Below are 15,029 nucleotides of genomic sequence, written 5' to 3'. Positions count from 1 at the left end.
CTTGCGCTCAACCAACCCTGTCCGGGAATATGGTGGAGGAGTTGCTAATGGCCCGTCGTTTCGTCGATCTGTCCGTTCCGTTGGAAACCGGGATCGTGTCTGACCCGCCAATCATGTTGCCGCAAATCGAATATCTGACCCATGATCAGACGGCAGAACAGGTCATATCTTTCTTTCCGGGTCTGGAACGGCAAGACCTGCCGAACGGTGAAGGGTGGGCCATCGAACGGTTGCAGATCGCGACCCACAACGGCACGCATCTGGATGCGCCGTATCACCATCATTCCACGATGAACAAAGGTGAACGGGCGATAACCATCGACGAAGTGCCGTTGGAATGGTGCATGAACCCTGGCGTCAAGCTGGACTTTCGACACTTCGAGGACGGGTATGTCGTTACCGCGGCAGATGTCGAAGCCGAATTGAAGCGCATCGGCCACGAGCTTTGCCCGCTGGATATCGTCGTGGTCAACACTGCGGCAGGGACACGTTATGGCGCGCCGGACTATCTGGTCAAAGGATGTGGAATGGGGCGCGAGGCGACGCTTTATCTGACGGAACGTGGCGTGCGTGTCACCGGCACCGACGCCTGGAGCTGGGATGCACCGTTTCCGCTCACCGCTCAGGAATACGCAGAGACCCGAGATCCATCTATTATCTGGGAAGGACACCGCGCGTCGATGGATATCGGGTATTGCCACTTGGAAAAGCTGACCAATCTGGAAGACCTGCCGCCCACCGGGTTCGAGATTTCCTGTTTCCCCTTCAAGATAAAAGGGGCCTCTGCGGGATTTGTCCGGGCCGTGGCTATATTTGACGATGAAGGCGCACAGTAAAGGGGGCCAAATGCAGCTGACTTCGACACCTCCTGGCGGGCATGATGGCCCGTATGCCGCGCCTGTGGAAATTCGCGGCTTTGAAGTACGGCCCGAATGGATCGACTATAACGGCCATGTGAATGTCGGGTTTTACGGTGTCGCCTTTGACATGGCGTTGGAAAAGCTGATGGTTGACCATCTCGGGTTGGGCGAGGTGCAGGTCAAGGCGTTGGGGCAGGGGCCTTACATCCTGCAGTCTCATCTGCATTTCGTGCAAGAGGTCAAAGATGGTTCGTCATTTTATTTCAGGTTCCGTATGCTGGATGCTGACAGCAAGAGAGGACATTACTTCGCCCAGATGCTTTTGGCAGAAACTGACGAGATTTGTGCGACGCAAGAGGCGCTTTTCATGAATGTCAGCCATAGTACCGGGCGATCCGCGCCCTATCCGGATTGGGCAGCGGCGCGTCTTGCGCAAATGGTGGAGGATCACAAGTCTCTGGAACCGGCTTCGCAGATCGGCCAACCGATAGGAATTCGCCGGAAATAGTTTGCTGGGGTCGGACGCGATCCTAATAGTCCTTTGAAAAGAACACTCCGATGCCCGTTTCGCCACGACCGTCAACCGTGCCCTTGACCGAGAAATTGTCGGTTACATCAAGGTTCAGGTTCACCTCGGTATTGCCTTCGGTATTGACGGTAAAGTCGGTGTAGAGGTTTTCACCCAGATAGGCCCCGGCACCCAGTCGGCCCGCGCCACCCTCTGACGCACCAACATCAATCGTATCAACACCGGTAGAGTCGCGTAATCCCTTGGTCGCATCCCCGCCAGCACCGCTGAGCTGCGCCAGCGATGCGGCCATCTGCGCAATCAGGAACGGTGAGATTTCCGAGAACCTGTTCCCAAAGAGCAGCATCGCCAGCGCCTCTTCAGCCGGACGCTCGGGATCGGAAAACACGTTAACCTCGGGTGAATCCAGTGGCCCTGCGATTTCGATGGTCGCGGTGCCGTCCGAGGTGCTGGCAGAGGATTCAAACTCGATATAAGGCGTCAAGTCACCTTGTAGGGTCACGATGCCTTTGGTCAGGGCCAGCCTGCGGCCCAGAATATCGAAATTACCGCGGATCAATTCAATCTGACCTGACGGGACCACCGAGGTCGTCGTACCACCAATGGAGATCCGGCCGCCCAATTCGGCATTTACACCGCGCCCCCGTACGAACACAGCTTTGGGTGCCAGCAAGTTGACGTCCAGTGCTATTCTGGACGTGCGTTGCCCCTTGTCTTCGGTGGCTACCAGACCTGCACGCTCACGCGTGATGAAACTGGCTCCGCTTTCGTTGACATGCTGTATCTCAGGGATCGGTGCGGCACCTACAGCCCCCGAAGCCGCAGCGAGGTTGATATTGGTCTCACCAAAGGTGATCTGCCCGGCCAGCGAACTGTTCCCGGCTAAGGCGCCGGTCATGGCAATCTGGCCATTCAAAGTCGTCTCATACAAAAGCCGATCGGTCAGGACGAGGTTGTCGATTGTTGTCGTGATCTGCGCGTTGAACGGGGGCGTCAGATCGACAGGTCCATTTACGGTAAAGCCACCACCGGCCCGCACACCGCCGTTCAGTTTGATGGTTGCACGGCTTTGCGCCAGATCCACCTGTCCGTTGATCCCGGTGATGGTCTGACCCGCGCCGGGAAGTGCTAGGGATGTTCCCGAGGTGGTAATCGACCCGCTTAGGGACGCCAGATCAGCCGGGCCTTTGAGGGCCAGATCAAAACGTGCGGACCCTTCAATCTTGTTAGGCGTGATGAAGACGTTTGCTATCCCTAGGTTTACGCCACCCTTCGCTGAAATATCTGCATTGCTGCTGGTTTCATCAAAGGTGCCTGCAACCGTGCTGACGATGTCCGCGGGACCTTGCGCCTTGGCGTCGATGGTCCAAACGCCACTGTCCCGCTTTGCATTGCCCGCAGCGGTAAGGGTGCCGGGAAACTCTGGCACAAACCTTTCGATGCGGTTGAACTTGGCATCAAAGTCCAGATCGGCGGATCCATTTGTGTCCACCGTACCGGCCACTTTGGCATAGGAACTCTCTGGCCCCAGCAGATGAGCTGACCCTTCCAGCCCGGATTGTGTCGGAGCGACGTTGCCGTCCAGCTTCAGAGGCCCGGAGAGTGTTTTCGACAGCCGCCCCAAATCATCCAGCGCAGCGGTAAAGGTCAGTCCGCCAGCATCGCGGTCCAGTTTGCCGGATGCATCCGCAGAAAGGGCGGTGCCGATCAGCTGGAATGTGCGAATATTCAGACCGGCCTCGTCGTTCACCGCATCCACGGTCAGGTTCGTTCGCCCCGGGATCAGGGTGTCAACCGCGTTGATGCCGGACTTGATGTCATCGGCAGCCAAGTTGCCTTTGACGTCAAATACCCTGCTGCCAACCGTACCTTTGCCAGCGACGTCCGCTATGACCGAGCCTGCAATATCTCGCCCGGCAAGGCCTGAAAAAGGTGACAGGTCCGGGACGTTCAGACTGACCTGCCCGTCCACAGCCAGTGCATCCGTCGGATCGTCAATTGTTGCTGCGGCGCTTGCCACAAGGGCTGAGCCTTTGATCACCGCGTCGCGGATTTCAATCTGCTTCTGGCTCAGCGCGCCATCGAATGTGATCTCGGTCCGACCGACCAGCAGCGGGTCAATCTCGGGCAGGCCCGTTTTGATATCCCGGCTCATCACGCTGGCGGTGCCATCAAATTCGAGCGTCTGAACAGTGCCTTTGCCGTCCAGTTTCGCCTGTACCGCACCGCCAAGCTCACGTTTGGCGAGGCCCGAGAACACGGAAAGATCACGCGCGTTGACTGTTGCTTGCCCGTCAATCGTCACGTTGCCATCAGGGGTGGTAACCCTGCCGTCAGCCTGCGCGCGCAGAGTGTCGCCGATCAGCGTAAAATCACGGATTGTTACGCCATCCGCTCCGCGTTTGGCGTCCAGCGTGATTGTTGTGTTGCCCCGGATCACCGGGTCAATGTCGTCGCGCCCTGTGGAAAGATCGCGCCCCTCGACCTCAAGCTTGCCATCGAAGCTGCCTTCAAGCGGTGAACCCTGGCCCGTCAGCCGGGCAGAGGCCTGACCGCCCAACTCCATTTGCGCCAGACCCGAAAACCGCGCCAGATCGGTCGCCTGCAATGTCGCGGCGCCATTGACGGCCAAACCACTGGACAAGCCGCTGATCTCGGCGTCAACGCCCAGTTCGTAGTCCGAGCCGACCATCTCGACCCCGGACAGGTTCAACGTCTGATCCCTGCCGTACTGGAACGTACCGTCCAGCGTAATGCGGTCGCCAACGGCGGTGTTCAGGGCATCGTCAGCCAGGTCGATACCATCCAAAGCTGCCTGCAAATCACCGTCGATCCGCAAAACGTCACCCTGTTCCAAGGTCCCTTGCGCCGTAATCTGCGCGCGTTGCAGGTTCAGGGTGTCGGATTTTATGGCGTTTGCGGTCAGGCTCAGATCCCAGAGATTGCCGTTTTTCTCATCAAACAACGCAGAGACCTGAGCAGCCTCTATCGATGTGTCGCCACCTGATAACGGAAGGACGACGCTTTGCCCCTCTGGCGGCGTAATGCGCCCTTGCAGGGCCGCCAGTTGCAGCCGACCGCCCGGCGCCAGTTGCAGCGCCCCTTTCAGGTTCAGTGCCTGAGAACTGAGTTCCAGATCACTGATATCCAATGCTCCTTCAGGCAGGGTACGCCCATCCACGATCAACTGCGTTTTGGGGCCGAAAAACGTATCCATATTCTCGGCGACAAAGGGCGTCAGGTCACCGCCCAGATCTGCCGTAAAGGCGATGCCCTCCTCCGCGCTAGCCGCGGCTGTTGGGGCAGAACGCAAACGAACCTGCCCGGTCACTCGTGGCTGCCCATCACTGCTCAGGCCGATATCGGCCGTAAAATCTGTCACCGGCCCGGACCCTTTTGCGGTCAATCCGATCGGAGGGCTGTCCGGCATTTTCAAGGCGGTCGAGATCAGACCCCCCGCAGCTTCGGTGACCTGAAGGTCAAGATCGATCTGGCTGTCGGAGTTCCGAAAGCCCGCAGCCAAAGAGATTTCATCACCGGCCCGATCCAGTCGGGTGATGTCCAGTTTGGTGTCCAACGTGCCGTCGGCCAGCGACAGGTTGCCATTGACGGCCAGTTCCGCCGCGACACCGATCAATGGTTTGCCCAATGCCAGTTCGCCAATACGGATTTCGCCGATTTCGATGGCCACGGGCAGTTCAGGCAGTTGAAAAGCCTGGGTCTCGGCAGAAGGGGACTGTGTGTCCTTGGTCGTGGTGCCCGGTGCGCGGGCGACGTTGATTTCCTGTGCGGTCAGCGCGTTGACCGAGAACCGCCCGCGGATCAGCGCCAACCGGTTCCAATCCAGTTCCGCTTCCCGGATGGTCAGCCAGACCCCTTCATCATCAGCCACCGTGATCTCGGCAATGGTGGCGCGTGAACTCAGCGCGCCTTGCAGGCCTTTGACGGTAACATTCTGATCGTCGCCCGACAGCGTGTCCTGTAGGAACCGCTCGATCATGCTGCCGCCTTCGTCCTCCTGCGCGGGGCCGGCTACTGGCACAAGCATCAGCGTGCCAATCAGCAGTGGGTATGAAAGGTGCCGTCTCAAAACGCTTGCCCGATCCCGATATAGAACTGCAGACCGTCGCCGCTGGACCCGCTTACCGGGAAGGCCAGGTCAAACCGCAGGGGTCCGAAACCGCCCAGATCATATCTTACGCCGATACCAGCCCCTGCATGATCTTCCGCGCTACTTCCTATGAAGGAAGAGGTATCGACGACACCGTAGTCGTAAAACCCGACCAGCGACAGGGAATCTGTCACCTTGCCCCGGATTTCACCTGAAAGTCCAAGGAACGATTTGCCGCCTGCGACACCGGTCCCGACAGGGATGCCAAGGCTTTCATAGGGTTGCCCGCGCACGGTTCCCGCGCCACCGGAAAAGAACAGAAAATCAGGTGTAACGCCACTCGCAGGTGGGCCAATGACCGATCCAAGCTGCGCCCGCCCGGCCAGCACCACCCTGCCGCCGGTTCCAAGGCTGGTATAGACCCGCCCGTCGACAAACAGGCGAATGCCTGTATCGGTGCCGGAAAAGCCAACGAAAGGCATGACTTCGGTATCCAGATAAAAGCCGCGCGTGGCGCTGACTTTGCTGTCGCGCTCATCCCATTCCGAGCGGAAGGGCAGGATAAAGTACCTAAACTTTCGGCCATTTCCATAGGCGTCGTCAGCATCTGACCACTGTAATCCAGCCGAGGCTTCGGCATACAGCGTGTCCGAGAATGTGCGGCGCGCACCATATGCCACAGACGCAACCGAAACATTGTAGTTTTCGGTGTTGCGGCGCTCCAGCAACGCGTTCCAGAATGTATTGTCGTCCGGACCCAGACGATCGGGCTGATCCAGACGCAATCCGATCCGCCCATCAAGATCTTCGGAACCACCGATATTTCGTATCGCGGCCTCAAAACGCAGGCGTTCCGCGCGTTTGAACATGTTTCGATGTGTCCAGGTCGCGGTCACGTCGAGGCCGTCGCGCGAGGCCAGCTCGAGCCCAAAGGTCAGCTGACGCTTTGGCAAGTCTTCGAATGTGGCGTCGAAATCCAGTGTCCCGTCGGGGTTTGCTGTCTCATGTTCCTGCAAAGAGACGACGTTGAACGTGCCGGTGCGGCGCAAACGCGTTCCAACCTTCTGGATTTTTTCTGGTGAGTAAACTTCCCCGCTTGGGAAACCGGCGATTTTTTCGATGGACCGGTGGCGCACATCCGTGTCGCCCTTGATGAACATTCTGCCAAACGTCAACCTGCGCCCCGGGTCCAGATCAATCTGCGCATCCAGACGGGCCTGCGCGTGGCGGGCGATGATGGTCTGATCCTCAATTTTCGCTTTCGCATGGCCCGCATTCCGCCACCCCTGCACACCGTCCGAGCCTGCTTTTTGAATGGCTCCGGTCGTTGCCAACTTGCCGGGGGCGAAACCTTCGGGCAGAACGGTGCCAGACGCCAGGGGCTGAACAATGGCCGTGCCGAATTTGAAGCTTGGTCCGGTTTCAACGGTAATTGCGGCCCTGTTGATCTGTGTTGGCACAGTCAAAGAGCTCAACTCAGCGGCTTCCTGCCCGTCAAGCTTGATGCTGACAACCGGGCTGAAATACCCTTCATCATACAAGATCTGTACTAGCGTGCGGTAATCCGACAAGGCGGCAGACAGGATTTCAAGTGGCGTATCCAAGCCCCGCTCTTTCGCTGTTGTAACCGATGATGTCTTTTTCAGGCGTTCAACCAGTTCCTTCGAAGCGCCCGGCGCCGTCAGAGAGGTTTCCAGCGCCATCAGAGCGGTCGGGGTCATTGCCATGACAATGGCACTCAGCCAGAACTTCAAACGGCCTTGCGGCGTGCGCCCTTGCATGAATTGCCCCAACTGTCCCAGTTCCAAATCTCAGCTACCGTGTCACGGACGGTCTTATAGTGTCAGGTTAGAACATCTGAATGCTATTGGGAAAAGAGATAAACGCGGGATCGGGTAATTTTGGTCAAATTGTCCCGGTGTGTGCCGACACAATCGTTTTGCGCATCTAGATTGGCAGACTGGAATTGCCGCGTTGCAGGCGATAGCCAACCGTATGCAACAAATGTCCGGGCCGGCCTTTGGTCTTGGCCCAGTGCAATTCACTAGGCAAACGGGCGGTTCTTCGGTATTCCCAGTATATTGTCAACGGGTATCAAAAAAACCGAAAAAATGTCCTATCTCGACAACATCCGAACCTTTGTCAGGGTTTACGATCTGGGCAGCATGTCTGCGGCCGGGCGGGATCTTAGGATTTCGCCAGCGGTGACATCGGCGCGAATATCGCAGCTTGAGGACCATCTGGGTGTACGTCTGTTCCAGCGCACCACACGCAACCTGTCCCCGACAGAGCAGGGAAAGGCATTTTATCCCGGTGCGGTGGCGGTTCTGGATGCGGTGGACGAGGCCGAGGCTCAGGTCACACATCTGACCGAGGCACCGCGTGGGTCGTTGTTCGTGGCGTCTCCACTGGGGGTGGGGAGGCGATTGCTGGCTCCACATGTGCCCGAGTTTCTTACGGAATACCCCGAGATTGATGTCCGGTTGCGCCTGACGGATCGCTCGGTTGATCTGACGACGGAAGGTCTGGATCTGGCGTTTTTCATTGGCCAGCCCGAGGACAGCACGTTGCGTATTCGCAAGATTGCCGACTGCCAGCGTGTACTGTGCACTGCGCCAGACTATGTGGCGCGGCGCGGTATGCCTAAGACCGGGGCTGACCTGATTGCCGACAAGCATGAATGCCTGAATCTGCGCTTTCCGGGTGCGACCGAGTTTCAGTGGATGCTGGTCACACCCGATGGCCCGAAACGATTTGCCGTGTCCGGGCGGTTCGAATGTGATGATGGGGATGTTCTGACGGATTGGGCGTTGTCCGGTCAAGGCATTGCAATGAAGCCGGTTTTCGAGGTGGCCGAGCATCTGAAATCCGGCCGCCTCGTGCCGGTTGCAACGGAAACTCCGCCTGTTTCAGTTCAGATGGCCTGCCTATACACGCATCGGCGTCATCAGGATCCAAAGGCACGCCTGTTCATGGATTTCATGATTGAACGGATCAGTAAGGTGGTTCGCGTTACAGAATACCCTGTCGCGGGGCCTAAACTATAGTTGCCGACCCGACGCTGTGTACGAAGGTTAGTCCGGTCACGACGCGGCCATCAGACGGGCCACGTCCAGCATGCGAGCCGAAAAGCCCCATTCATTGTCGTACCAGCCGAAAACGCGCACCTGATTTTCTCCGACCATGCGGGTTTCCGGCCCGGCAATGACCAGCGAATCCGGGCGCGCCCGCAAATCGGAAGAGACCAGCGGCATATCCGTCCAACCCAAAACCGGTGACTCGACAACAGCCTGACGCAAAGCATGATCGAAATCCTCGGCCCGCATACCGCGTTCCAGCGTGACCACGAGGTCGACCGCCGAAACGCTGGCTGTCGGGACGCGAACTGCGGCACCCGAGATGCGCCCGGCCAAATGTGGAAGGACCACGTCGATCAGGTGTGTGGCGCTGGACGTTGTCGGAACCATGGACAGCGCACCGGCCCGCGACCGGGCAAGGTCGCCGCGCGGGGCGTCAACCATGGGTTGGCTGTTGGTATAGCAATGGATGGTTGTCATATGGCCCGACAAAATACCGCCAATGTGGTCCAGCACTTTGACCAGCGGTGCCAGCCCATTCGTTGTGCAGGAGGCGTTCGATACGATCCGGGCGCTGCCCAACTGATCCTCGTTCGCCCCCAGAACGACGGTTAAGTCGGCCGCAGGCGAAGGACCCGAGATCAGGACCTTGCTGGCGCCCGCAGACAATCCGCGACGCGCCACGTCGGATGCGCGCGCGACCCCGGTACAATCCAGCATCACGTCTACGCCGGATAAATCAACGCGTGTCAGATCGGCACTGTGCGTCATAGGAACAGAGCGTCCGTCTACGATCAGCGCGGCATCGCCCTGTGACACATCGCCGGGATAGGGGCCGAAGGTGCTGTCGTATTTGAACAGGTAAGCACAGGTCTCCAGCGGCGCGATGTCATTGATCAGCACCAGCTCGATATCCGACCCTTCAGGCAGGGCCAGAACCTGCCGCAGGATCGTGCGGCCAATGCGGCCGAATCCATTAATCGCGAGTTTCATGCGCAAGCTATGGCAGGGCGTCGGGTCGATCTCAATGCCTGATCAGCAACAGCTTACTTGCACCTGACCTGAGAAAAGAACTGACCCGAGATATTCTGGTACATGCTGTTGAAGATCACCTTGCAGCCCGTCGCTTGTTGAATGGCAGCAATAGCTTGCGTTGTCCGAAGGCGTGGGGGCGGGCCGAATGGGTTCAGGTTGTTGTTGTCGCGTGTGGCGCGATAAATGACCGGTTCGTCTGCGACCTGTGTCACAGCCCAGTTGCGGCTCATGACGAAGACGGATTTGGTCTCTTCCCCCGCAATGGCGGGTGCGGTGTGCAGGATTGCAGAGGTAGAGAGTGTGGCAACGGCTATCAGGGCAAGGCGCAGTTTCATGGACAAATCTCCAATGCTCAAAACAAGAAGTTACCTGGATTTCAGCAAATTCCGACCCTTGTGTGAAGCCCCGGGGCAAAAGATCACTGCGATTCCCAGCCAGCCCAGCGTTTAGCGGCGCGACAGGGACAGGGGCATATGCCGGTTGACGTCCTTGTAAAGCAGATACCTGAACCGGCCCGGCCCCCCTGCGTAACAGGCTTGCGGGCAAAAGGCGCGCAGCCACATGTAATCTCCGGCCTCAACTTCGACCCAGTCCTGATTGAGGCGATAAACCGCTTTCCCTTCCAGAACATAAAGCCCGTGTTCCATCACATGGGTTTCGGCGAAGGGAATGACCCCGCCTGGTTCGAAATTGACGATGTTCACATGCATGTCATGGCGCAGGTCCTGCGGGTCTGCGAACCGCGTGGTGGACCATCGGCCTTCGGTGCCCGGCATTTCGACAGGCGTCACATCGCGTTCGTTGGTGATGATCGGGTCTGGCGCGGACAACCCGGGAACGGACTCATAGGCTTTGCGGACCCAGTGGAACCGGGCTGCCGTCTGGCCAGTGTTCCGCAATGTCCAGTCGCTGCCGGCGGGGATATAGGCGTATCCGCCTGTCTCCAACACATGGTTTTCCGAGTTCAGCGTCAAAGTGACTGTTCCTTCGACGACAAAAAGCACTGCCTGTGCTTGCGCGTCTGTCTCTGGCTGATCGCTGCCGCCGCCGGGCTGCACTTCCATGATGTATTGCGAGAACGTTTCGGCAAATCCGCTGAGCGGGCGTGAAAGAACCCACAGGCGTGTTCCTTCCCAGAACGGCAGATAGCTGGTGACAATGTCGCGCATCGTACCTTTGGGAATGACCGCATACGCGTCTGTGAACATGGCGCGGTCGGTCAGCAACTGGTTCTGGCCGGGGTGGCCGCCGGTCGGGGCGAAGTAGGTCGGATGGGTCATTTGTGTGCCTCGGGATCGTTTGAATGGCACTATGGGGACAAAGGCGCGGCGCTATTAGGTCCTGACACGCGATAGGTTTGTTCGGGATATTTTGAAGGTCGGCACCCCGGGGCTTGGCCCTGCTGAAACAGAGGTATATCCTTGGTCGTAAATGATTTCAGTTCTGTGAGGCCACAATGAAAGCCCAGTTTTTACCCGTCATTGCCGCGTTTGGCACCCTATTGATGACCGGTTCCGCCGACGCCAAGTCACTCTCCCGAATCATAGCTGAGATGGGGCTGTCCCCGGCAGACTTTGAAGTGGTCAGTGAAACCTCGAATGCCCTTTTGAACAATGGCACGCCTTCTGTAGGGCAGGAACGGTCCTGGCAAAACGACGATACCGGCTCAAAAGGAACGATCCGGGTGCAAAACGTTCAGGGCAACTGCGTCGGCCTTCAGCATGTCATCCAGCCGGAAGGCAGCGACCAAAGCCGCGAGATCAGAACCCGCCGGTGCAATGATGGTAACGGAAACTGGATCCTGACGCCCTGATCTCTGACTTGGTTATCAGTACCCCAGATCGCGACTGACTTCGTGCAACAGGGGATCGCCGGACCTGAGCCTATGGTAGTTCTCAGCCACATCCGACAGTGCGTCCCCCAGATACCAGCCCGAGACATGCGGTGTGATCGTCACAGAAGGGTGCCGCCACAAGGGACTGTCTTTTGGCAGCGGTTCCTGTGACGTGACGTCCAACACGGCATGGCCCGGTGAGCCGTTATCCAGCGCCGCGATCAGCGCCGCCTCGTCAATCAGGTTTCCGCGTCCGGCGTTCAGCAACTGACTGCCCGGCTTCATCGCGGCCAGCGTCTGTGCGTCAAACAAACCCGCGGTTTGCGGCGTCGAAGGAAGGATGGCACAGACGTGATCACATTGCCCCAATAGCCGAGGCAGCGCGTCTTGCCCATGCAGGCAGGTGACACCATCGATGGACTTTGGTGAGCGGCTCCAGCCCATGACCTGAAACCCGACGGCATGTAACATGCGGGCAGTGCGGGCCCCTATATGGCCCAGACCCAGAACGCCCACAACCGTATCAGGTGTGAAGATAGGTGCGCGCGGCAACCATTCGGCGCGGCTCTGGGATGCCTCGTGAAAAACCATATGGCGCTGAGCGCGCAGAATATAGGCCAGAAACCATTCGGCAATGCCCTGCGCAGGCGCGTCTGGCTTCAAACGTGCCACTCGGATATGCGGAGGCAGGTCCGGATGGCCAACTATGGTCTCAACCCCGGCCCCCAGCTTCTGAACCAGTTTCAGGTTGGGCAACTTCGCCGGGTGATTGCTTTGCATGCTGACCACTGCAAGCATCGTAATGTCGTTGGGGTCGCCCAGCGTTCCGGGTGTGCGGATGTCTGCACCGGGCGCTAAGGCTTGTAGTGAGGTGGCGATTTCCTCATCCCCAATCCAGTCCGACAACCCGGTTTCAATCAACAACGCCATATGCGACCCCACTTGGATGTGATGTGGTGACGTCCCGTCACAGCGGTGGACAGGATCAGGTCTGTTAAGCCATCCTCGTGCCTAAAAGTACAGCCCGGTTTCAAAACCCGAAAAGAACAGTTTCGTGAAGATACCACTCACCTCGCGCAAGGGAAACCACGTTACTTCGCAACCGGTTACCGGTATGAGTGAGCCGAGGCACACAACGCAGCGAATGACCAGAGGGGACTGATGGCAGGGCTCGACTTCACGGATCAGACCTATTTTCATCAGCGCGAGGATGGGGCGTTTGTAGGACATGATCCTGCACGCGGTCCGTGGTCTGCCGATCATTGCCACGCAGGGCCGGTCAGCGGGTTGATAGTGCGGGCAGCGGAAACTGAGGTTGGCCCCGAAAAGATGCTGACCCGCCTGACAGTTGACCTGTTGCGCCCTCTGCCCTTGGCCGGGTTGCGGGTTGCCGCAGAAACCACGCGCCATACCAAGACGCTGGCGACCACACGGGTTGCGGTGCACGACCTGGATGACACACTCTGCGCCACGGCCACCACCATGCATCTGGCGCGACGCGATCTGGGCGCGGTGGCAAACGTCGAAATCAGTGCGCCACAGTTGGAAGACGCAGTAGAAGGTCCTTTTCCAATCGGCGAGATTCGTCATGATTTGAAGGGGTTTGCCCACTACAGTGACATCCTTTATCCCAAAGACGGCAAACAGGGGGCCGGACCGAAAACGGTCTGGATGCGCACCCCAAAGCTGTTGAGCGGCGAAGATCAGTCGCCCATTCAGGCACTGTGCCCGTTGGCGGATTGCGGCAATGGAATCTCGTGGAATGCTCCGACGTCGGAAATGGGGTTCATGAACACCGATCTGACCGTGAATATCCACCGCGAACCGGTGTCAGATTGGCTGGCGTCCCGTTCGGTTTCACATTGGCAACCTACGGGCATCGGCATGTCTCAGTCCGTGCTTTTCGACACGCAGGGTCCTGTAGGAACCGCTCTGCAAACACTTGTGCTGTTCCCGCCAGTCTGAAGGTCGGCCAGTTTCCGCATGTGTGTGTAAAGGCCGTTGTCGCCGTGTCCCTTCAGACCTATCTTGCGCATATGCGCTGGCTGTTCACTGTCATGACCTGTTGCCTGCCGATCCCGGCACTATCCCACCCGCATGTCTTTATCGACACCGGGCTGGAATTCATCGTGGATGAGGCCGGTCACCTGACCCATATCCGGGTGACTTGGGCATATGACGAATTCTACTCTCTGCTTGTTCTGGAAGACATGAATCTGGATCAGGATGCTGACGGCATTTTGACGGAAAGCGAAGAAAAACGTCTGAGCGGGTTCGATATGCAATGGGTCGAGGGGTACAACGGCGACCTCGTGCTCACCAAAGACGGCGCACTGGTGGCTCTGTCCAGTCCAATGGAGCCCAGTGCGACAACGGAAGACGGGCGGATTGTAACCACCCATTTGCGAGCGGTCGAAGGCGACGCAATACTTGCCACAGGGCTTTCCGCCAAGGCATTTGATGAGTCCTTCTATACGGCCTATGAGATAACGCGCCCTGTAACTGTGACAGGCCCAGCTTTATGCCAGATGGATCGTAACGAACCCGACATAGACGGGCAGCTTGCACAGATGCAGGCGTTTCTGTTGACACTGGACGCGGATTACGACCTCGAGGAAAACGATATTCCCTTGGTTGGTGAGAACTTTGCGACTGAGATCCTTGTTTCATGTCCCGTTTCCTGATTGTTCCGGTCGCTCTGGCCTTTGGTTTGCTGCTTTGGTTCTGGGGCAGCGGTGGGTTTGACAGTCTGGCAGGTTGGGCTGCCGGAGAGCAGCGGGACTTTCAGAACCAGATCGCGCGGTCCCTGCGTGCCGCGCGCGCGGAACAGCCTCAGGCGGTGGCCACGCTTCTGACCGTCTGTTTCGCCTACGGGTTCTTTCATGCTGTGGGTCCGGGCCACGGGAAGGTTTTGATAGGGGGCTACGGTTTGGGTCGGCGTGTCGCCTTCTGGCGGTTGTCGGCGATCAGTGTATTGTCCAGCCTTGGTCAGGCGGTGACGGCGGTTGTGCTGGTCTACGCGGGGGTGCTGGTCTTTCAGATGTCCCGCGAAAGCCTAGTTGGGACGACCGAACAGGTCATGGCTCCGATCAGCTACGGAGCCATTGCGTTGATTGGGCTTTGGCTGGTTGTACGGGCTGTGCGCAATTTCGCACGACAGCAAAAAAAGCATGTCTCTAACGATCACACCCATCAGCACCATCATGATGACGGAGCCTGCGCGGAGTGCGGTCATCGTCATGGTCCAACCGCGGACGAGGTCGCGAATGTGGGCACGTTGCGCGAAGCCCTGATCCTGATCGCAGGCATAGCAGCTCGGCCTTGTACCGGTGCCTTGTTTGTATTGATTCTGACGTGGCAAATGGGCATCGCCATGGTGGGGATCGCGGGTGCTTTCGCCATGGCGCTTGGCACGGCGACTGTGACTACGCTGGTCGGATGGACGTCTTTTGGCCTGCGCGGCGGGCTGCTGGCTTCGGCTTCGGCCACGCGCTTTGCGTCGGTTTTGGCACCCTCCATCGAACTGGTGGCGGGGCTTGTCATTGCGGTGATTGCAGGCGGGTTGCTTCTGCGCGCGGTTTAG

13 protein-coding genes are annotated in these 15,029 nt (G+C 58.4%); 7 read left to right on the top strand and 6 right to left on the bottom strand.

What is annotated here, in order from left to right; all coding sequences use genetic code 11:
* Positions 1-47 precede the first annotated feature (47 nt).
* Both ACR0ES_RS11850 and ACR0ES_RS11845 read left to right on the top strand, forming a co-directional pair.
* Positions 48-836 carry a cyclase family protein gene (locus ACR0ES_RS11850; protein ID WP_480484001.1) on the top strand — a complete coding sequence of 263 codons (789 nt, stop codon included), beginning with the start codon at positions 48-50 and terminating at the stop codon, positions 834-836.
* 10 nt (positions 837-846) lie between these two features.
* The gene (locus ACR0ES_RS11845; RefSeq protein WP_480774051.1) at positions 847-1,368 is read left to right on the top strand and encodes a thioesterase family protein; all 522 of its coding nucleotides are present in this window, start codon (positions 847-849) and stop codon (positions 1,366-1,368) included.
* A 22-nt stretch (positions 1,369-1,390) separates the two neighbouring features.
* Here ACR0ES_RS11845 and ACR0ES_RS11840 read toward each other — a convergent pair whose 3' ends face one another.
* Both ACR0ES_RS11840 and ACR0ES_RS11835 read right to left on the bottom strand, forming a co-directional pair.
* Complete coding sequence (locus tag ACR0ES_RS11840; RefSeq protein WP_480870785.1) at positions 1,391-5,437, bottom strand: translocation/assembly module TamB domain-containing protein; 4,047 nt, start codon at positions 5,435-5,437, stop codon at positions 1,391-1,393.
* 38 nt (positions 5,438-5,475) lie between these two features.
* Positions 5,476-7,281, bottom strand: a complete 1,806-nt coding sequence (locus tag ACR0ES_RS11835) for an autotransporter assembly complex protein TamA (RefSeq protein WP_480870784.1) — start codon at positions 7,279-7,281, stop codon at positions 5,476-5,478.
* Positions 7,282-7,611: 330 nt separating this feature from the next.
* Here ACR0ES_RS11835 and ACR0ES_RS11830 point away from each other — a divergent pair, with 330 nt between their 5' ends.
* Complete coding sequence (locus tag ACR0ES_RS11830; protein WP_480870783.1) at positions 7,612-8,547, top strand: LysR family transcriptional regulator; 936 nt, start codon at positions 7,612-7,614, stop codon at positions 8,545-8,547.
* A 36-nt stretch (positions 8,548-8,583) separates the two neighbouring features.
* On the opposite strand, the gene ACR0ES_RS11825 is transcribed toward ACR0ES_RS11830, so the two are convergent.
* From ACR0ES_RS11825 to ACR0ES_RS11815, 3 genes are all read right to left on the bottom strand, one after another.
* Positions 8,584-9,570, bottom strand: a complete 987-nt coding sequence (locus ACR0ES_RS11825; protein WP_480870782.1) for a type I glyceraldehyde-3-phosphate dehydrogenase — start codon at positions 9,568-9,570, stop codon at positions 8,584-8,586.
* A gap of 53 nt (positions 9,571-9,623) precedes the next feature.
* Positions 9,624-9,947: a hypothetical protein gene (locus ACR0ES_RS11820; protein WP_267366558.1), complete on the bottom strand. Its 324-nt coding sequence runs from the start codon at positions 9,945-9,947 to the stop codon at positions 9,624-9,626.
* 111 nt (positions 9,948-10,058) lie between these two features.
* Positions 10,059-10,892 (bottom strand): bifunctional allantoicase/(S)-ureidoglycine aminohydrolase, encoded by an 834-nt coding sequence (locus tag ACR0ES_RS11815; protein ID WP_267366556.1) that lies wholly within the window; start codon positions 10,890-10,892, stop codon positions 10,059-10,061.
* A 176-nt stretch (positions 10,893-11,068) separates the two neighbouring features.
* On the opposite strand from ACR0ES_RS11815, the gene ACR0ES_RS11810 reads away from it, so the two are divergent.
* Entirely contained in the window at positions 11,069-11,425 is a 357-nt protein-coding gene (locus ACR0ES_RS11810) for a hypothetical protein (protein ID WP_480483995.1), read from the top strand.
* 15 nt (positions 11,426-11,440) lie between these two features.
* Here ACR0ES_RS11810 and ACR0ES_RS11805 read toward each other — a convergent pair whose 3' ends face one another.
* Positions 11,441-12,376 carry a 2-hydroxyacid dehydrogenase gene (locus tag ACR0ES_RS11805; RefSeq protein WP_480488223.1) on the bottom strand — a complete coding sequence of 312 codons (936 nt, stop codon included), beginning with the start codon at positions 12,374-12,376 and terminating at the stop codon, positions 11,441-11,443.
* Between the two features lie 231 nt (positions 12,377-12,607).
* On the opposite strand from ACR0ES_RS11805, the gene ACR0ES_RS11800 reads away from it, so the two are divergent.
* Genes ACR0ES_RS11800 through ACR0ES_RS11790 form a run of 3 tightly spaced genes read left to right on the top strand, consistent with a single transcriptional unit; the run spans position 12,608 to position 15,029 of the window.
* Positions 12,608-13,411, top strand: coding sequence for a thioesterase family protein (locus ACR0ES_RS11800; RefSeq protein WP_480870780.1), 804 nt, complete (start codon positions 12,608-12,610; stop codon positions 13,409-13,411).
* 44 nt (positions 13,412-13,455) lie between these two features.
* Positions 13,456-14,130: a DUF1007 family protein gene (locus ACR0ES_RS11795; protein ID WP_480870779.1), complete on the top strand. Its 675-nt coding sequence runs from the start codon at positions 13,456-13,458 to the stop codon at positions 14,128-14,130.
* Positions 14,115-15,029, top strand: coding sequence for a nickel/cobalt transporter (locus ACR0ES_RS11790; protein WP_480870777.1), 915 nt, complete (start codon positions 14,115-14,117; stop codon positions 15,027-15,029). Before ACR0ES_RS11795 ends, ACR0ES_RS11790 begins: the two co-directional genes overlap by 16 nt.

The sequence above is a fragment of the Ruegeria sp. N7 genome (assembly GCF_056531345.1).
Note: the sequence above shows the minus strand (reverse complement) of the source record. Positions and strands in the feature narration are given on the sequence as shown.